This window comes from Mesorhizobium sp. M0991, from assembly GCF_040318915.1.
Classification (GTDB): domain Bacteria; phylum Pseudomonadota; class Alphaproteobacteria; order Rhizobiales; family Rhizobiaceae; genus Mesorhizobium.
Map to the genome: position 1 here is coordinate 279,334 of NZ_JAMYNE010000004.1, position 19,950 is coordinate 299,283.

At 62.6% G+C, this 19,950-nt stretch carries 19 protein-coding genes and 2 pseudogenes; 12 read left to right on the plus strand and 9 right to left on the minus strand.

Features of this window, described 5'->3' with window-relative positions; translation table 11 throughout:
* Positions 1 to 283: 283 nt before the first annotated feature.
* Positions 284 to 694, minus strand: coding sequence for a DUF1194 domain-containing protein (locus NKH70_RS08970; RefSeq protein WP_352713455.1), 411 nt, complete (start codon positions 692 to 694; stop codon positions 284 to 286).
* 282 nt (positions 695 to 976) lie between these two features.
* Here NKH70_RS08970 and NKH70_RS08975 point away from each other — a divergent pair, with 282 nt between their 5' ends.
* The 4 genes and pseudogenes from NKH70_RS08975 to NKH70_RS08990 all read left to right on the plus strand — a co-directional run.
* Positions 977 to 1,636: a L,D-transpeptidase gene (locus NKH70_RS08975; protein ID WP_352713452.1), complete on the plus strand. Its 660-nt coding sequence runs from the start codon at positions 977 to 979 to the stop codon at positions 1,634 to 1,636.
* A gap of 10 nt (positions 1,637 to 1,646) precedes the next feature.
* Positions 1,647 to 2,159, plus strand: a complete 513-nt coding sequence (locus NKH70_RS08980) for an OmpA family protein (RefSeq protein WP_352664401.1) — start codon at positions 1,647 to 1,649, stop codon at positions 2,157 to 2,159.
* Positions 2,160 to 2,280: 121 nt separating this feature from the next.
* A pseudogene (locus tag NKH70_RS08985) lies at positions 2,281 to 2,394 on the plus strand (Lrp/AsnC family transcriptional regulator); the annotation flags it as partial.
* 44 nt (positions 2,395 to 2,438) lie between these two features.
* A pseudogene (locus NKH70_RS08990) lies at positions 2,439 to 2,615 on the plus strand (hypothetical protein); the annotation flags it as partial.
* 54 nt (positions 2,616 to 2,669) lie between these two features.
* Here the strand turns inward: NKH70_RS08990 and NKH70_RS08995 are convergent.
* Positions 2,670 to 3,167: a GNAT family N-acetyltransferase gene (locus NKH70_RS08995; RefSeq protein ID WP_352713449.1), complete on the minus strand. Its 498-nt coding sequence runs from the start codon at positions 3,165 to 3,167 to the stop codon at positions 2,670 to 2,672.
* A 208-nt stretch (positions 3,168 to 3,375) separates the two neighbouring features.
* On the opposite strand from NKH70_RS08995, the gene NKH70_RS09000 reads away from it, so the two are divergent.
* Entirely contained in the window at positions 3,376 to 3,774 is a 399-nt protein-coding gene (locus NKH70_RS09000) for a GFA family protein (RefSeq protein WP_352448190.1), read from the plus strand.
* A gap of 89 nt (positions 3,775 to 3,863) precedes the next feature.
* Here NKH70_RS09000 and NKH70_RS09005 read toward each other — a convergent pair whose 3' ends face one another.
* The 7 genes from NKH70_RS09005 to NKH70_RS09035 all read right to left on the minus strand — a co-directional run bounded on the left by NKH70_RS09005 (position 3,864) and on the right by NKH70_RS09035 (position 11,530).
* Entirely contained in the window at positions 3,864 to 4,427 is a 564-nt protein-coding gene (locus tag NKH70_RS09005; RefSeq protein WP_352713446.1) for a GNAT family N-acetyltransferase, read from the minus strand.
* A 204-nt stretch (positions 4,428 to 4,631) separates the two neighbouring features.
* Positions 4,632 to 4,877: a MoaD/ThiS family protein gene (locus NKH70_RS09010; RefSeq protein ID WP_352713444.1), complete on the minus strand. Its 246-nt coding sequence runs from the start codon at positions 4,875 to 4,877 to the stop codon at positions 4,632 to 4,634.
* Positions 4,877 to 7,141: a xanthine dehydrogenase family protein molybdopterin-binding subunit gene (locus NKH70_RS09015; RefSeq protein WP_352713442.1), complete on the minus strand. Its 2,265-nt coding sequence runs from the start codon at positions 7,139 to 7,141 to the stop codon at positions 4,877 to 4,879. The genes NKH70_RS09010 and NKH70_RS09015 overlap by 1 nt, the downstream gene beginning before the upstream one ends.
* A 2-nt stretch (positions 7,142 to 7,143) precedes the next feature.
* Positions 7,144 to 7,620, minus strand: coding sequence for a (2Fe-2S)-binding protein (locus NKH70_RS09020; RefSeq protein WP_352713439.1), 477 nt, complete (start codon positions 7,618 to 7,620; stop codon positions 7,144 to 7,146).
* The gene (locus NKH70_RS09025; RefSeq protein WP_352713436.1) at positions 7,620 to 8,480 is read right to left on the minus strand and encodes an FAD binding domain-containing protein; all 861 of its coding nucleotides are present in this window, start codon (positions 8,478 to 8,480) and stop codon (positions 7,620 to 7,622) included. Before NKH70_RS09025 ends, NKH70_RS09020 begins: the two co-directional genes overlap by 1 nt.
* Before the next feature lie 137 nt (positions 8,481 to 8,617).
* Positions 8,618 to 10,261, minus strand: a complete 1,644-nt coding sequence (locus NKH70_RS09030) for an MFS transporter (protein ID WP_352713432.1) — start codon at positions 10,259 to 10,261, stop codon at positions 8,618 to 8,620.
* A 237-nt stretch (positions 10,262 to 10,498) separates the two neighbouring features.
* The gene (locus NKH70_RS09035; protein WP_352713429.1) at positions 10,499 to 11,530 is read right to left on the minus strand and encodes a histone deacetylase family protein; all 1,032 of its coding nucleotides are present in this window, start codon (positions 11,528 to 11,530) and stop codon (positions 10,499 to 10,501) included.
* 141 nt (positions 11,531 to 11,671) lie between these two features.
* Here NKH70_RS09035 and NKH70_RS09040 point away from each other — a divergent pair, with 141 nt between their 5' ends.
* From NKH70_RS09040 to NKH70_RS09070, 7 genes are all read left to right on the plus strand, one after another.
* Positions 11,672 to 13,339: an amidohydrolase gene (locus NKH70_RS09040; protein ID WP_353025122.1), complete on the plus strand. Its 1,668-nt coding sequence runs from the start codon at positions 11,672 to 11,674 to the stop codon at positions 13,337 to 13,339.
* A 139-nt stretch (positions 13,340 to 13,478) separates the two neighbouring features.
* Positions 13,479 to 14,579: an ABC transporter ATP-binding protein gene (locus NKH70_RS09045; RefSeq protein WP_352714565.1), complete on the plus strand. Its 1,101-nt coding sequence runs from the start codon at positions 13,479 to 13,481 to the stop codon at positions 14,577 to 14,579.
* Positions 14,579 to 15,508, plus strand: a complete 930-nt coding sequence (locus NKH70_RS09050) for an ABC transporter permease (protein ID WP_352713423.1) — start codon at positions 14,579 to 14,581, stop codon at positions 15,506 to 15,508. Before NKH70_RS09045 ends, NKH70_RS09050 begins: the two co-directional genes overlap by 1 nt.
* Positions 15,501 to 16,313, plus strand: coding sequence for an ABC transporter permease (locus tag NKH70_RS09055; RefSeq protein WP_352713421.1), 813 nt, complete (start codon positions 15,501 to 15,503; stop codon positions 16,311 to 16,313). Before NKH70_RS09050 ends, NKH70_RS09055 begins: the two co-directional genes overlap by 8 nt.
* 42 nt (positions 16,314 to 16,355) lie before the next feature.
* Complete coding sequence (locus NKH70_RS09060; RefSeq protein ID WP_352713418.1) at positions 16,356 to 17,384, plus strand: extracellular solute-binding protein; 1,029 nt, start codon at positions 16,356 to 16,358, stop codon at positions 17,382 to 17,384.
* A gap of 62 nt (positions 17,385 to 17,446) precedes the next feature.
* Positions 17,447 to 18,643: a serine hydrolase domain-containing protein gene (locus NKH70_RS09065; RefSeq protein WP_352713417.1), complete on the plus strand. Its 1,197-nt coding sequence runs from the start codon at positions 17,447 to 17,449 to the stop codon at positions 18,641 to 18,643.
* Positions 18,644 to 18,669: 26 nt separating this feature from the next.
* Positions 18,670 to 19,851, plus strand: a complete 1,182-nt coding sequence (locus NKH70_RS09070) for a serine hydrolase domain-containing protein (RefSeq protein WP_352713415.1) — start codon at positions 18,670 to 18,672, stop codon at positions 19,849 to 19,851.
* Positions 19,852 to 19,950: the final 99 nt, after the last annotated feature.

Consider the following 19,950-nt stretch of genomic DNA (forward strand, 5'->3'; position numbering starts at 1 on the left):
AATTGCCCATTCTCTGGGGTGTCCATTTGCGTCCTCGCTCGCTGGACCGGAGGTCGGTTGATCCGCTTCTACGCTCAGGCTTCTCGTCGAGATCAGAGCATTGCAGTGTTGTGCATGGCAACATGATCATTTTCCATGTGGGCTGAAATGTCCACCCTGTGGCTGCCCTGCCACCGGGCTAAAGTCAGTCGCGAATTAAGGGATTCAGGATTCCTTTGATGGACGGCTTATGATTCATATTGCTCGAAGGAGACCGATATGGGCATTACCACGCCGGCCGGATTCAAATGGACTGCAACACTGCGGCATCGAGCAGTGCGTTGACATATCCCTCCCGCTGCAGCCGTTGTTCCGTCTCGCTCATTGAAGACGATACATCGACACAAAGAACCAGTTCGAGATCCACCGAGGAAACCTGCTCCGCCGTGGCCGACAGCGACGTTGTCAGGCTCACCGCCAGAGGGAATAGCACGCCTCGTGCCCGTTCGGGTTTTCTCCGACCAGCGAAGCGTGGAATGAAGGACATCATCTCGGCGCGTCCATCCGGTTGGTCAAACGGGAGGATGCTGCGGCGGCAATTGCACTCGGCGTCAGCCGCGAAACCGCGCGCACCCAGCTCAAAGAGGTATTCGCCAAAACCAACACATACCGTCAAGCGGAACTCGCCACGCTCGTCACCCGCCTTCGGCCACACGCATGATGACCGATTGGTAGGAGCGTATCACGGCCGGAAGCGTCAAGAGGCAGGTGCTGGCGCAAGGCGGCCAACGCGGCGCCGCAGTTGTTTTCAGGCAACGGCAAGTAACGTCGTTGCGGCCAAGATGGGGCGCCAGCGGAATGGCACCTTCTGGCTAGTTCGTCCCAGAACCGGACCGTTCGTTCCCGGCGGACTGAAGCACCGCAGCATTTTCCACTTTGAGGCGAAATAATTCTCAACTATGGTCCGCCAGGCTTTAGGCATGGGGGAATATTGCCGATGGTTTTATCACGCAGGGGTGTCGTGCTTGGCGGCCTGGCGCTGGTCGCGGTGGGTGCAACCAGCAATATTGCTCAAGCCGCGGCGGCAAAATCCTTTTTCGCCGGTACCGCCAGCGACAACAATTTTGTCTATCGCAAGACCAACTTCGCCAAGATCGACAAGAGATGGCATCGCCAGATCGTCAAGTATTTCAGCAGCGAGCCGGTCGGCACCGTCGTGGTCGATACGCGCCACCACTTCCTCTACGTCATCATGGAAAACAAGACCGCCATCCGCTACGGCGTCGGCGTCGGCAAGGAGGGCTTCAAATGGTACGGCCGCGCGACGATCGACCGCCGCGCGCTGTGGCCGGATTGGGTCCCGCCCCCCGAAATGCGTAAGCGCAGGCCGGAACTACCGCCCATGATCGCAGGCGGCGCGTCCAACAATCCGCTCGGGCCGCGCGCGCTCTATCTGCACCGCGACGGCGCCGACACCGGCTACCGCCTGCATGGCACGCTGGAGCCATGGAGCATCGGCACCGACGCTTCCAGCGGCTGCATCCGCATGTTCCCGGAAGACATCATCGACCTCTACCAGCGCTGCCCGATCGGCACCGCGGTGCAGGTCCTGCCGCACATCGCCGACCAGGCGCCCGCTTCCACCACTGTCGAATGATTGGCGCCTCATGAACCGCATGATTGAAAACACGCGCCGGCTGCTCGCCGCCGGCCTGCTGGTGTTGGTCGCATCCTGCTCGACCAGCAACACGCTGGCCCCTTCCACGCCCGACGTCACCAACACCGAGGTTGCCGGCTTCCAGAACGTGCAGCCGGGCAGCGAGGAGGATTTTATCCTCAATGTCGGCCGCCGCACCTATTTCACGCAAGGTTCGGCCGCGCTCGATTCTGTCGCCAAGGCCACCCTCGACACCCAGATCGCCTGGTTAGCAAAGCATCCGCGCTGGCTGCTCAAGCTGCAGGGTTTCGCCGACGATCCCGGCGCAAGTGAAACGGCGCTGTCGCAGCAGCGCGCCGATGCGGTGATGGACTACCTCGCCGCCGGCGGCATAGACCGCAACCGCATGTGGGCCAAGGGCTACGGCAAGGACAGGCTCGTCCGCGAGTGCCCCGACACCGCCTGCAGGTCGCAGAACCGCCGCGTTGTGTCTAATTTGCGCGATGTGCGGGACGAGCCGTAGGGGGCCGCTGTTTTGCTTGTCACCAAATCAGAGTCTCGCACCCGACGGCGGCATGGCTGCTTTGCGTCTCATCTCGGACATTGAGACCAGCATCGCTGTGCGCTCAGAACGGACCCTCGCGATGGAAGAGTTCGATGCGCTGTGCGAGCGCCTGTTCCGAGACCGAAGCAACGTCGCGCGATACCACACGATGTTCGTGATCCGAACGGCCAAAGAAGTGACCGCAATTCCACTGTGGTGTTCGGGTTGCGATAGACCTGCTAGGCCGATTACGCATGCGCCGACTACTTCGCAACGAGACGCTGGAAGTTCGGTTTCAAATGCCCTCGATGCGGAGGCAATCGCGCCTCGCGCCTGGCCAAGCCTCGCTCCGGAAGTTGTCGAAAGGGGCTTCCTTCGCCACGTTCCAATCGGCTCAAAGCTGACCGGAAGCCGTCGGAAAACATCCGAAGTTAACTAGCAGGATCAAGGCGTTCAAACATACTGTCGTCCGGGATGCGCCAGCATCCGTCATTGACCGTCAAGCATCACAGCCATGCATATGGCGTCGACATAGCGACCATCAATGCAAACGCTACGCCTGAGGACACCTTCCGTAACGAAACTAGTTTTTTCATACAGCGTTATGGCCCGGCTGTTATCGGCGTGCACCGAGAGTTCAATGCGAACGAAGTTTTCTTGCCGAGCTTTTTCTAATGCGGCGGTGATGAGGCGACGGCCCAATCCCTGTCCACGAAAACCGGGTATGATTCCCATCGCTAAACTTCCGCGATGAGCGTGGGATGGAAAGAAATGGCGGGTGATGTCGCACCATCCCACAACACGGTTTCCTTCCGTCGCCGCGATATGCGGGTTTCGCTGCTTAATCATATTCAAGACGAAATCGCGTGTCTCGGGAAGCGGGAACGCTTGAAGCATGGTCAGGTATTTTCTCTCCCGCGCGACAACGTCGAGAGCCGCATGGAAACTCTCAATGTGCTCTACGGCTGTATTGACAATCTCAGCCACATTTCCTCCCGAGGTTCTCCAGTATTCCAAAGTCTTTGCCGAAGATTGCCTGATCCGCCAGCGCCCGCAGCTTGGAGGCAACGCCTCGCGCACGCGAGGACGATCGCCGGCGCCGAATGTCGGAACTGGGCGCCAGCTCGGCGCATTTCGTGGCGCCTCCCTCACGCCCAGGCATGAAGCTGTCCTTGTTGACTCAAGGAGTATTTGCATGCGTGGTCATTGCTTATGTGGCGCTATTGCTTTTGAAGTCGATGGCCCGGCACAGGCCTGCGTGGTCTGTCATTGTGAAAGTTGTCGGCGGCAATGTTCTGCGCCGATGACCTCCTATATTGGCGTCTTGAACGGTCAATGGCGATGGCTGGGCAAGCTACCGAAGGTATTCAACTCTTCTCCCGGTGTGGAAAGAACATTTTGCGATCACTGTGGCACGCCGCTGTCCTTCCGCTCAAAGAACATGTCTGATGTCATGCATTTTTTTGCGGCAGCGATGGAGGAGCCAGAAAAATTTGCACCTACGCTGCATGTCGCTTTTGAGGAGAAGCTCCCTTGGTTGAAACTCGCCGACAACCTGCCGACCCGTTTTGGGCCTGACTATACGAAAGACTAGGATCTGCTCGCATCGAGACAAACGGTGGAAGCTGCGGACAGCATGCGGAAGCGAGATGATGACCCCTCCGTTCCAACGGTGATCGAACATTATCGATCGCGGCTGCTCTCGACCTGCTTGAGCGGCAGCAGGTAGGCGATGATCTTCTGATCGCCGAGAGCTGGATCAAAACCAATAATGTCGGATGCAAAAAGGTCGTGGGCGGGGCGTCTCTCGAAGCCAAGGCTCTCATACAGCTTGCATGCAGACGTCATGAACAAGGCGGTGTGAAGCGCAAGGCCGCCTGAGCCCTGCAGACGCGCTTGCAAGACGCACCATTCGCAAAGCGCGCGGCCATATCCGCGGCCCCGTGCCGAGGGAGCAACCGCGAGGGTCCTGAGGCCTGCCAGCCCGGGCGGCCAGCCCATGCCGTCAAAGGCGGCATCGGCGTAGTAGGTGACCGTCCCGACGAGCCGTCCCTCGGCTTCGAGCACCGCGACGCTAGCCTTCGTCCATCGCCCCGCGACATCCCGTGCATCGTTCACGTAGGGCTCGAAGATGTGTGGCGCCAGAACGGGCCGTAACGATGCGAAAGCGTCGGAGACGAGCCCGCCAATTTCATCCAGTTCCTGACGGCTTGCCAGGCGGACGCGTGGCTTGGATGCGATCTGCATGCAGGCCCTCACTGCACCATTTATCTGGACCATATGTAGGGCATTGCATGTCCCTTCGGTTGGCCGGAGTCGCCCGGCTTCGTCCGTCGGCCGCAACCGGAACAGTCGGCTGCCACAATAGCGAAAAATTGCTGCCAAGCCAGCTACGGGCGGGCTCGAGGTTGGCTGCACGAGGCCGTTTCGCGGCTTGAGGTCGAGCCCAAATTATCCCCCGGCAAGACGCGGCAGCAGGAATATCTCCGCCCCTTCCGGCAATTCCTTCGACCAGGTGTCGCGATAGATCGTCCCATCGATGGCGACGGCGATGCCGCGATCGATGTAGGGCTCGAGGCCGGGATACTGTTCAGCCAGTTTCCTGAACAGCTCCCGAATATCCTTCGCCTCGATCTCGACCTTGCTCTTGCCTCCGGCGATCGCGGCGAGCGATCCCCAGAGCGTTACTTCGACCATCAGCCTTCCCGTTCTGCCTCGAGCGCCGCCAGGATGCGCGGCGGCGACATCGGGATGTGCGTCATGCGCACTCCGACCGCGTTCGACACCGCATTGGCGATCGCCGCCAGCGGCGGCACGATCGAGGTCTCGCCGACACCGCGCACCCCGTAGGGATGGTTAGGGTTGGGGATCTCGAGGATCTGTGTGTCGATCATCGGCAGGTCCGAGCAGACCGGGATCCGGTAGTCCAGGAAGCCGGGGTTCTGCAACCGCCCGTCCTTGCCGTAGATATACTCCTCGTTGAGCGCCCAGCCGATGCCTTGCGCGGCACCCCCCTGATACTGCCCCTCGACATAGGTCGGATGCACCGCCTTGCCGGCGTCCTGAACGACGGTGTAGCGCAGCACCCTGGTGGAGCCGGTCTCGGGATCCACCTCGATATCGCAGATATGGGTGGCGAAGGAGACGCCGGCGCCGTCGGCGACGAGCTCACTGTGGCCTGCGATGGGTCCGCCCGTCTTTCCGGAAGCGGCCGCGATCTCCTTCAGCGACAGCGGCGAAAGGTTGCCGTGCGTCGCGCCTTTGGCAATCGCGTGACCCTCTTCCCAGACCACATCGTCGACGGGTATGTCCCACATCTGCGCGGCGCGCTGCCTGAGGACCTTGATGGCGTTGCGTGCCGCCGAGATCGTCGCCATCGAAGACGAGAAGGTGCCGCGGCTGCCGTCCGTCATGTCGTTGTAGCCGAGGCTGGACGTATCGGCGACCACCGCCTTGACTTGCTCATAGGGGATACCGAGCTCCTCCGCCGCGACCAGCGAAAGCGAGGCGCGCGAACCACCCACATCCACGGTTCCGACGGCGAGCGAGACCGAACCGTCCATGCCGATGTTGAGGTCCGTGCAGGTCTGGCCACCGAAATTGAACCAGAAGCCGCAGGCCATTCCGCGGCCCTGATTCTTGCCGAGCGGCGCCTTCATGTGCGGGTGGTTCTTCACCGCCTCCAGAGTCGGGCCGATGCCGATCGGGCCATATACCGGGCCGTAGGATGATCTGGTGCCTTCCTGCGCCGCGTTCCTGATCCGGAATTCGACCGGGTCCATGCCGATTTCCTTGGCCAGTTCGTCGACCGCGCTTTCCACCGCAAACGCCGCCATCGGAGCCGACGGCGCGCGATAGGCCGCGGTCTTGGGCCGGTTGACCAGCACTTCGTAGCCGACCGTCTTGACGTTCTCGAGCTTGTAGCAGGCAAAGGCGGTCATGGCGCCGATCTCGGCCCACATGCCGGCATAGGGGCCGCAGCTATAGCGCAGCGTCGCCTCGGCCGCCGTGATCGTGCCGTCCTTGCGGGCGCCGATCCTGACATCGATCGAGGTGGCGCTGGTCGGGCCGGAGGCGCGGAACACCTCGTCGCGCGTCATGACCAGCTTGACCGGCCGCCCGGCCTTGCGTGACAGCGCCAGTGCCACCGGCTCGGCCCAGACATGGGTCTTGCCGCCGAAACCGCCGCCGATCTCCGACGAGGTGACGCGCAGCTTCGAGGCTTCCATGCCAAGCAGTTGGGCGCAGTGTTGGCGGTAGACAAAATGGCCTTGCGTGCAGACCCACAGGTCGGCGGTGCCGTCCGAGCTGACATTGGCCACGCAGGCATGCGGCTCGATGTAACCCTGGTGTGTCTGCTCGGTCTTGAAGGAGCGTTCGACGACGAAATCGGCCTGGCCGAAACCTTCATGGATGTCGCCATGGCCATACTGGGTGCGCTTGGTGACATTGGAAGGCTTGACGGGCTTCTCCTCGAGGCCCTCGGTGAAGATGGCGTCGTTGACCAGGGGTGCGGAGTGCTTCATCGCCTCGTCGACGTCGGTGACATGCGGCAGCACCTCGTAGTCGACCTCGATCAGCTTCAGTGCCTGTCTCGCCGTGCGGGCATCGACCGCCGCGACCGCGGCCACGGCATGGCCGTCATAGAGCGCTTTCTTGCGCGCCATGCAGTTGTCGAGGATGTCGTACATGGCGGCATCGCCGTCGGTGAGGTCGGGCAGGTCGGCCGCGGTGATCACGGCCTTGACGCCGGCGAGCTTCTCCGCCTTCGACGTGTCGATCTTCCTGATCGTGGCATGCGCATGAGGGCTTCTGAGAACGCGCCCGACCAGTTGCCCGGCCATGTTGAAGTCGGCGCCATAGCGTGCGCGGCCCGTCACCTTGTCGACGCCGTCGGGACGGATAGGACGCGTGCCGACAGAGGTGAAATTGCGTCCGGAGTAACGCGGATCGAAATTCATCGTCAGGCTCCCTTCATCACGCTGGCGGCGTCCTGAACGGCACGCACGATCTTGTCATAGCCGGTGCAGCGGCAGAGGTTCCCGGCAAGGCCGAAGCGGATCTCCTCCTCGGTCGGATCGGGGTTCTTGGCCAAAAGGTCCTTGGCCGCCATGAGGAAGCCCGGCGTGCAGATGCCGCATTGAAGTGCGGCGTGCTCCAGGAATTTCTGCTGCAGCGGATGCAGCCTGTCGCCACGCGCCATGCCCTCGATGGTCTCGACGTGCCGACCCTCGGCCTCCGCGCCGAGCACCAGGCACGAGCACACCAGCCGATCGTCGAGGATGATGCTGCAGGCGCCGCAGTCGCCGGTGCCGCAGCCTTCCTTAGCACCCGTCAGCCCCAGGCGATCGCGCAGCACATCAAGCAGCGTTTCGTCCGGCTGGCAAAGGAACTCGACATTGTCGCCGTTGATTGTCGTTGATACTGCCACACCAGCCATCATTTGCCTCCTGCGCGCGCATAGGCGGTCGTGGCGGCCCGCTTGGCCAGCACACCCGCAACTTTCCGTCTGAATTCGATAGTGCCCCGCTTGTCGTCGATCGGACGGCAGGCCCCCGAGCAGACCTTGGCGAGCCTCTCCAGCGTGGCTTCGTCCAGCTTGGAGCCGATGAGAACCTCGGCGGCCTCCTCGACCAGAATCACCGTCGGCGCCACGGCGCCTAGCGCCAGGCGGGCGGATTTGACGCGACCTTGCTCGTCGAGCGTCAGGTTCACGCCGGCGCTTACCACCGCGATGTCCATCTCCGTGCGCGGAATGAAACGCAGATAGGCATCGCCCGAACGCGGCAGACGTTTGTCGAGCAGGATTGCCTCGATGATCTCGCCCTTGGCCAGCGACGTCTTGCCCGGCCCAGTCGGTACCGCTTCCACGGCAATCGTGCGCCTGGTTCCCGGGCCGACGACCACCGCCTTGGCGCCAGCGGCCACCAGCGCCGGCACGCTGTCCGCGGCCGGCGAGGCGTTGCACAGATTGCCGACGATGGTGCAGCGTCCCTGCACCTGCTTCGAGCCGATCAGGTTCGCAGCTTCGACGACGCCGGGCCATGCGTTCTTCAGGGCCTTGCTCTCGCCCAGCACTGCGCAGGGGACCGCCGCGCCGATGCTGAAGCCCTCGGCTGTTTCCCTGATCTCGCCAAGCCCGTCGATCGCCTTGATGTCGACGATCAGGTCGGGTTCGATAAAGCCGCCTTTCATTCTCACCAAGAGGTCGCTGCCTCCGGCGAGGATGGCGGCCGTGCCGGCTGAACCGGCCAACAGCCCGGCGGCGTCTTCAATTGAAAGCGGACGTATGTAACGCATCGTCTCCCCTTAGTGGTCATAGTCACATCAACTGATATAAACCGTCTCTACGCAATGGCCATCCCGTTCGTGCATTCGCGGATTGGGCCAGGCGGCGCAATTTCATTTGCTCGACCAACTGGACGTCCCGCTGGCCACTAATGCTCGATCGGTCCTTTCGGCATCACCAGCGCCGTGCCTGCTGTCGTCGGGCGCTCGATCATACGGCGGACGCGGGGTGGCTCGTTGCCGCTGTGCAGCGCCCTTATGCGCTCGCCGATGACGGCGTCGGCGTAGGTGGCGCGCCTGTTGTGGCGGATGTATTCGACCCAGGTCGGCGTGTGGTAGTGCTCGATCCATATCGACGGATTTTCGAGATCGCGCGCCAAGGTCCAGTTGCGGGCGCCGTCACGCCGGCGAACGCGGCCGCGCTCGGCCATGGTGGCGAGGAATTCCGGCACGTCCTCGTTACGGATGACATATTCGATCATGATGGCGATGGGGCCGCTGCGTGGCTTGAGATCAAGCGCCAGATGCGGTTCCTGGAAACGGTTAAGCGGATCGAGGTTAAGCACCGCCTGCTGCGGCAGCGGCAGCAGCAGGCCGATGGCGCCTCCCGCCAGCATCGCGACGCTGGCCGCCATCAGGGCGACTTCGGCGCCATGCGCGTCGGCAACGACACCCCAGACCCAGCTGCCGAGCGCGATGCCGCCGAAGGTCGCGGTCTGGTAGACCGACAACACGCGGCCGACCACCCAGCGCGGCGTCGACATCTGCACGGTGACGTTGAAATGCGACAGCGCAGTCACCCAGCAGGCGCCGCCGACCAGCAGGCCGAGCGACGTCTGCCAGGCATGATTGCTGACGGCGGCGTTGAAGGCGCAGACGGCGAAACCGGCAAAAGCCATGCGCACCATGGTTTCGCTGGACAGCAGCTGCCGCAGCCTGACGCTGGTCAGCGCGCCGCCGACGGCGCCGATGCCGAAGGCGCCGAGCATGATGCCGTAGCTCAAGGCATCGCCCTTGACGACGTCACGCGCGACCAGGGGAAGCAGCGCCAGGACCGCGCCGGCGCTGAAGCCGAAAGCCGAGCTCCTGACCAGCACCTTGCCGATATTGGGCGACATGGCGACGTAGCGCAGGCCGGCGCCCATTGCGGCGCCCAGCGTCTCGCGCGGCAAGGTCGATGCCGGCAGTTCCGGCCTCCAGCGGGCCAGCACGACGATGAGGCCGACATAGCTCAGCGTGTTGACGGCAAAGGCCGCGGCGGCGCCTGCGGCGGCAACGATGATGCCGCCGATCGCCGGGCCGACGCTGCGTGTCAGGTTGAACCCCATCGAGTTGAGAGCGATCGCCGCCGGCACCTTGGTGCGAGGCACCATGTCGCCGACCGAAGCCTGCCAGGACGGACTGTTGAGCGCGGTGCCGCTGTCGATCAGAAAGGTGAAGGCGAGCAGCGTCCACGGCGTCATCAGGTCGAGATAGGTGAAGACGGTCAGAAGTGCCGAGACGGCGAGCATGAAGATCTGCGCGATCAGCATGATTTTGCGACGGTTGAAGCTGTCGGCGATGGCGCCGGCCAGCAGCGCGAAGAGCATGATCGGCAAGGTGGTCGAGGCCTGGACCAATGCGACCTGGTAGGACGAGGTGGCGATCGTCGTCATCATCCAGGCGGCGCCGACGCCCTGGATCAGGCCACCGAAATTGGAGACGAGGCTGGCGGACCACACCGCCCGGAAGATGCCGTGCCGGAACGGCGCCAGCGCCGAGGCGCTTTCGCTTTCCGGTATGTCGTCGTTCATAAATGCTTTCCCGGGCTCAAACGCGTTTGTTCTTCCGATGAATCGGCCCCTCAAGCCATGGATTCAAAAAATAGAACATCATGTCGCAAAGGGCGAACGCATTCTGGAAAAACATCATGGTCCAACAACAAGATAGCGGACCGGCCAGCGCGTGCCGCTGCAGGCGGAGCGGTCGGTCAGGCCGGCGGCACCGCTTGCCGAGCGCTGCCATGTAATTGGCAGGCACCGGCAGCACTTCTAGCGGTCCTCGAAGCCGGTCAGCACGCCGACGGCGTTGATGCCGATCTCCTCGACGGCGTAGCCGCCTTCCATGACGAACAGCGTCGGCAGGCCGAGCCTGGCGATGCGGCGGCCGATCCTGGGATAGTCGCCCGTTTTCAGCTTGAACTGGCTGATCGGATCCTTCTCGAACGTGTCGACGCCGAGTGAAACCACGACGACGTCAGGAGCATAAGCCGAAAGCCTCGTGCAAGCGTCCTCAAGTGAGGCGTTCCACACGTCCCAGCCGGTGCCGAAGGGCATCGGGTAATTGTCGTTGAAGCCTTCGCCGTCGCCCTCGCCGCGTTCGTCGGCATGGCCGAGGAAGAACGGATATTCGGTCATCGGATCGCCATGCAGGTTCAGCACCTGAACGTCGCCGCGGCGGTAGAAGATCTCCTGGGTACCGTTGCCGTGGTGATAATCGACGTCGAGGATCGAAACGCGCCCGGCGCCATGGTCGCGGAACCATTGCGCGGCGACGGCGGCGTTGTTGATGAAGCAATAGCCGCCCATGAAAGCTGCACCGGCATGGTGCCCCGGCGGGCGGCAGAGCGCGAAGGCGGACGGCTCACCGGCCTTGACCAGCGCGGCGGCGGTCAGCGCGACGTCATAGGACGACTTGATCGCGTCCCATGTGCCTTTGACGAACGTCGCGCCGCCGTCGAAGGAGTAGAAGCCGAGCAGCGCGTCGATGCCTTTCGGGCGCACGTCGCCGCGCAGGCCGCGCGTCGGCCAGGTGAAGGGAATGGCCGAACCGCTGCGGCCCGACGCTTCCCAGAGCGGCCACACGGTCGGCAGGAAATCGATGTAGTCGCTGGCATGCACCTTCCTGGCGGCGGCGAGGTCGTGGATTTCCGGCGGCAGGATCGGACCGAGCTTCTCGCTCTCCACCCGCGCCCTGATGAACTCGGCGCGCGAAGGTTTTTCAAATGCCGGCACGATGGCGCCGGCGATCAATTCGACATTGCCGGAATGGCCGGCATGGAGAGGCGAAAAAACAGTCTTCATGAAATTGTTCCGTGGTGAGACGCGGCGACCCTAACCGTCCTGCACTGCCTTTCACAAGGCGCTGGGCCAACCAGCCATGGCTTGCTGGCACGGTAGCCGGTCGTCTAGCCTGCCGGCAGCGCAACCGAACCGCGGGTAATCATGAGTTCAAATGCCGACCTAATCGTCACCAATGCCCGTGTGCTGACCATGGACGAAGGCAATCCGACGGCCGAGGCGGTGGCGGTAAAGGACGGCAACATCCTGGCGGTTGGCGATCGTCGGACGATCGAGGCGCTGAAAGGGCCGGCCACGAAGATTATCGATGCGCAAGGCGGTTCGGTGGTGCCGGGCTTCATCGAAGCGCATATGCATCTTTTCGGCGGCGCGGCCGAGCTCGACAATCTGCACCTTCAGGGCGTGCATGGCTTCGATGCGCTGAGCGACGCGATCCGCGCCTATGCGGCAGCACGGCCGAACGCCAAATTGCTGCTTGGGGCCGGCGTCGACTACACCATCCTTTCGAAGGAAGAGCCGGTCACCCGCCATCATCTCGATCGCATCATCGCCGACCGGCCGTTCGCGATGTCGGCTTCCGATCACCACACGATGTGGGCCAACACCAAGGCGCTTGAGCTGGCTGGCATCCTGCACGGCAAGCAACTCGGCCCCGGCAATGAGATCGTCATGGGCGCCGACGGGCTCGCGGCGGGCGAATTGCGCGAGGGCGAGGCGTTCGGGCCGATCCTCGAGCTTTCCGGGCAGAACCGCGTGCGGCTCGGCCTTGCGACAGGCGGCGAGCCCGAGCCGTACCCTTCCGCCGCCGAAGTCGCGGCCGATCGTGACCTGATGCATCGCGGGTTGGAATGGTGCGCCCGCCACGGCATCACCTCGATCCAGAACATGGACGGCAATCTTTACCAGCTCGAGCTGCTAGCCGGGCTGGAACAGGAAGGGCGGCTGCTCTGCCGCACCAAGATACCTTTTCATTTCAAGAACTTCATGACGCTCGACAGGCTGGAAAAGGCATCGAGCATGGCCAACTCCTACCAATCGGAATGGCTGTCGTCCGGCATGGTCAAGATGTTTTACGACGGCGTGCTGGAAGGCTGGACCGCGGTCATGGTCGACGACTATGCCGACCGGCCGGGCTGGCGCGGTGAGCCGCTGTTTACGCCGGAGCATCTCGCCGAGGTGGCGGTGGAGGCCGACCGGCGCGGGCTGCAGGTCGCGGTGCATTCGATCGGCGACGGCGCGGTGCGCGCGGTCCTCGATGGGTACGAGGCGGCGCAGCGGAAGAACGGCAAACGCGACAGCCGGCACCGGGTCGAGCACATCGAGGTCACCACTGCCGCCGACGTGCCGCGCTTCGCCGAACTCGGCGTCATCGCCTCGATGCAGCCGCCGCACCCGCCCGGCGCCATGGACTTCCCGTTGGAGCCGACGCTTTCGCGCATCGGTCGCAAAAGATGGCCGCTGAGCTATGCCTGGCGGACGCTGAAGCAGGCGGGCGCGCATGTCGTCTTCGCTTCCGACTGGCCGGTGTCGCGGATCGACCCGATCCTGGGCATTCAGGCGGCGATGCTGCGCAAACCTTGGGCAGACGGCATTCCCGACCAGAGCTTCTCGCTGTTGGAAGCGCTTGCGGGCTATACGGTCGAAGGCGCTTATGCCGAATTCATGGAGCACCGCAAGGGCCGGCTGAAACCAGGCTATCTGGCCGATCTGGTGGTGCTGTCGGCCGATATCGAGGCAGCTGAACCGGGTTTGTTACACAAGGTGCATCCGGTCAGCACCATTTGCGGCGGCAAGACCACTTATCAGGTTTAATGGTGGCGCTGACTATGGCACGGGGCTTGCGTTCTGAACCGAGATTCAGATGCATGGTTGCCAAGCCGACCGGCATATGCTGACAATCGAATGGGAACTGGATCCGCCAACAAGAGCGGACATAACAATGGGGAAGTGCGTGCCGGATCAGCCGGGTAAGAGTGCAATCGAAGTCCGCGGCGTCCGCAAGGTATTCGGTACCGGGGATGTACAAGTCGCAGCTCTCGACACGGTTTCGGTGTCGATCCGCGAGAACGAGTTCTTCACGCTGCTGGGGCCGTCCGGTTGCGGAAAGACGACGCTGCTTCGGCTGATTGCCGGCTTCGATTTCCCCAGCGAAGGCGAAATCCTGCTGCACGGCCAGGACATCGCGCCGCTGCCGCCGTTCAAGCGGCCAGTCAACACCGTCTTCCAGTCCTATGCGCTGTTCCCGCACATGACGGTGGCCGAGAATATCGGCTTCGGCCTGGAGATGCTGGGCAAACCGAAAGCCGAAATCAAGGCACGCGTTGCCGAGATGCTGAAGCTGGTCAAGATGGAGGCGCTGAGTGCCCGCCGCACCAGCCAGATCTCCGGCGGCCAGCAGCAGCGCGTGGCACTGGCGCGCGCGCTGGCGCCACAGCCGAAAGTGCTGTTGCTCGACGAGCCGCTGTCGGCGCTCGACTACAAGCTGCGCAAGGAAATGCAGATCGAACTGAAACGGCTGCAGCACCAGACCGGCATCACCTTCATCTTCGTCACCCATGACCAGGAAGAAGCGCTGACCATGTCCGACCGCATCGCCGTGATGTCGGCCGGCAAGATCCTGCAGGTCGGCACGCCGCGCGATATTTACGACCGGCCGGCCGAGCGCTTCGTCGCCGACTTCATTGGCGAAACCAATTTCCTCAAGGGCACTGTCGTGTCGAAGAAATCCGGCATCGCAATGGTGAAGATCGCGTCCGAAGCTACGGTGGCGGCGGGATTTCCGGAAAACTTCGACCCTTCCGGGGCGGTGACTGTGGTGGTGCGGCCGGAACATGCTGATCTCGTCGCCGATGCCGCCAAGGGCATGGTCTCGGGAACCCTGGCAAATGTCGTCTATTTCGGCACCGACACCCACTATCACGTGAAGCTCGAAGGCGGCGACGATTTCATCGTGCGCCACCAGAACAGCCGCTCGGGCGCCGTCTCATTCGAGCCGGGCGCCAAGGTCGGTGTCGTGTTCGAGGACGATGGCGCGCGCATTTTGAGGGATTGATGGCAATCACCTTTTCCAAGGCGGCGGTATTCGAAGCGGAGGCGGAGAAAGCCACTGCAAGGCGCCACCGCCTGCTTTCGTTGCCGGCTTTGGTCATCATCGGCGTCTTCGGCGTGCTGCCGCTTCTCATCATCCTCATCTATTCATTTCTCGCCGCAGCACCCTATGGCGGTGTGCAGTGGAAGTTCTCGACAGACGCCTATCTGAACTTCCTGTTCCAGCGCGATATTTTCGACGACACGCTGCAGTTCACGCCGGATTTCCTGATCATCTATTTGCGCTCGTTTCTGTTTGCCGTGGTGACGACGATCATCTGCCTGCTGCTCGGCTTTCCGACCGCCTATTTCATGGCGACGCGACCGCCGGCGCAGCGCAACTGGTGGGTGCTGTTGATGACCATCCCATTCTGGTCGAACCTTCTGGTGCGCACACTCGCCATTATGTTCATCATCCGCGACGAGGGCCTCATCAACAACGCGCTGATGGCACTTGGGGTGATCGAGAAGCCGATCACCATGCTCTACACCAACTTCGCCATCCAGCTCGGCCTGCTCTATTCGTTCCTGCCGTTCATGGTGCTGCCGCTCTATTCCAGCCTGGAGAAGCTGGATTTCCGCCTGGTCGAGGCGGCCTACGACCTCTATGCGACCCGTCGGCAGGTGCTGTGGCGCGTGATCATCCCGCTGTCGCGGCCCGGCATCATCGCCGGTTGCCTGCTGGTCTTCATTCCAGCCCTCGGCGCCTATGTGACGCCGCTGATCCTGGGCGGCGGCATCCATCTGATGATCGGCGATCTCATCGCCCAGCAATTCGGTTCCGGGCGCAACTGGCCGCTCGGTTGCGCACAGGCGCTGATCCTGATGGCCGCGGTGCTGGTGGCGCTCTATTTCTATGTCCGCACCACGTCGGGGAAGATGCGGCATGGCTGACCCCCGCAGTGCCGATATCAAGGACCAGCCGGGGTTCCGCTCGATCGCCATCATCTGCCTCTGCGTGCTTTACGCGCCAATCCTGATCCTGATGATCTTTTCGCTGAACACCGGTTCGCTGGTGACGCGTTGGGAAGGCATCGGATTCGGTTGGTATGGCAGTGCGCTGCTCAACCAGGAATTCCACAACGCCGCCAAGAACACACTGATCATCTCTGTCACCGCCACGATCATTTCGACGATCGCCGCGACGCTGGCGGCAATCGGCATGACCCGGGTGAAGCCGTGGCGCGGGCTGTCGGCCGCCTTCATGATCATCAATCTGCCGCTGATGGTTCCGGAAATTATCACAGCGGTGGCGACGCTCTCGTTCTTTGCGCTGATCGCGGGCACGCTCGGGCTCAATTTCGGCATCGGCAATCTGATCCTCGCCCACACCGTCTTTTGCATTCCATTCGCCTATATGCCGATCCGGGCGCGGCTCGAGGACATGGACCTGACGCTCGAAGCTGCGGCGGCCGACCTCTATGCCACGCCGTGGCATGCTTTCAGGCGCATAACGCTGCCATTGCTGGTTCCCGGCGTTCTGTCGGGTGGGGCGCTCGCCTTCATCGTCTCCTTCGACGATTTCACCATCACGCAGCTGGTCGCCGGCCCCGGGCAGACGACGCTGCCCCTCTACATCTGGAACCAGATCAGGCGGCCGATGACGCCGGAGATCAACGCCATCTCCACCATCCTGCTGCTGGTCTCGATCCTGTTCGTCTCGATATCGTTCCTGATCGCGCGCCGCCGCGCCAAGTGACTCAAGGCCAAGTGAATCAATGGGAAGGCAAAGGAGAGTGTGATGTCTAGGAAACTGATGGCTGCCGTGTCGACGGCGGCGCTTTTATGGGCGGTGCCTGCGCTCGCTGACGGCGAGCTGCACATCTACAATTGGGGTGACTACACCAACCCCAAGCTGATCGAAAAATTCGAAAAACAATACAACGTCAAGGTGACGCTGGACGACTACGATTCGAATGAGACCATGCTGTCGAAGGTACGCGCCGGCAATTCCGGCTACGACATCGTCGTCCCTTCCGACTACACCGTGAAGATCATGATCGACGAGGGCCTGCTCGAAAAGACCGAGCCCAATGCGATGCCAAACGGCAAGAACCTCGACCCGCGCTTCGTCGACATCTACTGGGACAATGGCCGCCACTACACCGTGCCGTGGCAGTTCGGCACCACGACCTTCGAAGTCAACACCGACAAATACAAGGGGGACATCGACACGCTGGCGATCCTGTTCGACCCGCCGGACGAGTTGAAGGGCCAGATCAACATGCTCGACGATGTCAACACTGTGATGCATGCGGCCGAGCGCTACGCCGGCGTACCGCGTTGCGGCGCCGATAAGGCCAATCTGAAGAAGGTCAACGACATACTGATGGCCGCCAAGCCGTCATGGAAGACCTTCAGCTACGACACCATCACCAAGATCACCTCCGGCGACGTGATCGTTACCGAGGCTTGGAATGGCGCGACCTATCGTGCGCGCCAGAAAATCCCGGCGATCAAATATGCCTATCCCAAGGAAGGCATCGAAGGCTGGATGGACAATGTCGCCGTGTTGAAGGGCGCCAAGAATCTCGAAAATGCCAAGCTGTTCCAGGACTTTGTCATGGCTCCCGAAAACGCGGCGCTGATTTCGGAATTCGCCGGCTACGATAACGGCATCACCGGCAGCCACAAGTTCCTGCCGCCCGATTTCGCCAGCGCGCCGGAAATCAATCCGCCGGCCGGTGCACCGGCGGCGGAATTCGTACCGCCTTGCCCACCGGAAGTGGTCGAGATCTACAACAAGATCTGGACCAATTTGCGCAAGTAGCCTTGCTCTAGGATCAGACCGAAGGGAGGCTTCGGCCTCCCTTCCTTGTGCAAGGGGATTGGATGAATTCTTACCGCAACAGCGAACCGGCGCCGCCGATCATGCAGGGTTCGCCGCCGCAGATGGTTCCGCCGAAGCTCGACTGGGACCGGCCGCCATGGAATCGATGGGCGTTCCAGCATATCCGCGAAATTCTGCCGACCGTCGAAGTCTGGCGCGGCAATGGCCATCGCCACAGGCTGGAGCGCGCCGAGGTCAACCTCGACCCGCTGCCGGTGGACGACAGCATGGGGCAGCCGACGACGCTGGCCGGGCTGCTCGACGAGACCTATACCGATGGGTTTCTCGTGCTCAAGGACGGCAAGATCGTCTATGAGCGCTACTTCAACGGCATGACCGAGCGCACGCTGCATCTGTCGCAGTCGATGGCGAAGTCGGTCACCGCCTCGGTGTTCGGCATACTGGTCGGGCGCGGGCTGATCGATCCGGCGTCGCCGGTGACGACCTATCTGCCGGAGCTGGAAGCGACCGGCTGGGCAGGCGCCAGCGTGCAGCATGTGCTCGACATGACGAGCGGGGTGCGCTTTTCCGAGGAATACACCGATCCCTATTCGGACATCGGCCAGGTCGACGTCGCCACCGGCTGGAAGCCGGTGCCGCCGGGCAGCGATCCGGCCTTCCGCTGGCCGTCGCACATATTCGAATTGATCCTGGGCCTCAAGGAAAAGAGCCGGCCACACGGCGCTGCCTTCGAATACCGCTCGATCGAGACCGACGTGCTCGCCTTCATAATGGAACGCGTGAGCGGCAAACGGCTGGCGCAGCTGGTCTCGGAAGAGCTCTGGCAAAAACTCGGTGCGGATGAAAGCGCCTGCTTCACCGTCGACAGCGCCGGCTATGCAGTTGCCGATGGCGGCTTCAACGCCACGCTGCGCGACTATGGCCGCTTCGGCCAGCTGATCCTCGACAATGGCGGTGGCGTCGTGCCGGCCGACTGGATCGAGGCGACGCGCAATGGCAGGCATGGACCGGATTTCAGTCCCAGCCTGCCGGAAGGCAGCTACCGGAACCAGTTCTGGATCGAGGACCCGCGCTCGCGGGCGCTGATGTGCCGGGGCGTGTTCGGGCAGCTGATCCATATCGACTGGGACACGAAAATGGTCGTGGTGAAGCTTTCGAGCTATCCGAATTTTACCAACGTCGCCTATTCGGTGGCGACACTGAAAACCGTGCACGCCATCGCCGCGGCGCTCGCCTAGAACGCCAAAGACCGAAGGAAGCGCCAATGGCCGGCAAGACCGCGTTCGAAACCAGATATGGCTTTGCCCGCAAGGAGGTGCTGCTCGGCAATTGGCGGGAAAGCCCGTTCAGCCGGTGGTCGTTCCAGAATGTCGGTGAACTGGTGCCGAGCGCTGCCGTGGCGGCAAAGCCGGGCAGCAGCGAGGCGCCGGCGCAGGATTTCGGCGGGCTACTTGGTGAAAAGGTCGCTCTTGCAGGCGGCGCGCAGACCGTCGCAGCTTTTCTCAAGCGCTCCGATACCGACGCGCTGACGATCATTAAGGGCGGCAAATTCGTCGGCGACTGGTTCGCGCCGCATATGGAGTCCGGTGCACGCCACATCATCTTTTCGATTAGCAAGTCGCTGACCGCGATTGTCGCCGGCATATTGGAAGGGGAGGGGATTTTCGATCCGCAGGCTCCGGTGACCCATTATATCCCGGAAACCGCAGGCTCGGCCTATGGCGACGCGAGTGTGCGGCACGTGCTCGACATGAGTGTCAGCCTCGACTTCGAAGAGGCCTATCTCGATCCGGAAAGCGCCTTCGCCCGCTATCGCCGCGCCATGCTGTGGAATCCAGGCGGGGGCACCGAGAGCCTGGCCACTTTCCTCATGACGCTGCAGGGCCTGTCCGAGCCGCATGGCCGGACGTTCCGCTACCGTTCGCCCAATTCCGACCTGCTCGGCATCCTGCTCGAACGTGCGTCGGGCCGGCGCTTCGCCGATCTGATGCGCGAGAAATTATGGGAGCCGCTCGGCGCTGTCAGCGAAGCTTTGGTAACCGCGGACATGGAAGGCACGGCGCGTACGGCCGGCGGCATTTCGGTGACGCCGCGCGACCTCGCCCGGGTCGGCGAGATGATGCGGCAAGGCGGCATGGCCAATGGCTGCCGTATCGTGCCGGAGAGCTGGGTGCGCGACACGACCGAAACTGGCGGTGACGCCGAGGCTTGGCAACGCGGCACGATGGCGTTCCTGTTTCCGCGTGGCCGCTATCGCAACAAATGGTACCAGACGGGCGCGGCAAGCGGCGCCTTCTGCGGCATCGGCATCCACGGCCAGTGGCTTTACGTCAATCCGAAGGCCGAAATGGTAATCGCAAAGATGTCGTCGCAGCCGGTACCGGTCGACGATCCGCTCGATCTGGATATGATTTCTTTCTTCGAGGCGCTGAGCCGGATGGTCTGATCCGATCCAGACAGCCGCGCCTTTCCTGTGGACCTCTCGCCGGGTTGAAAATGGCGCAGTTGGCGCAGCAGTGCTCTGCGCCTATGGTCGCTGCTCTTT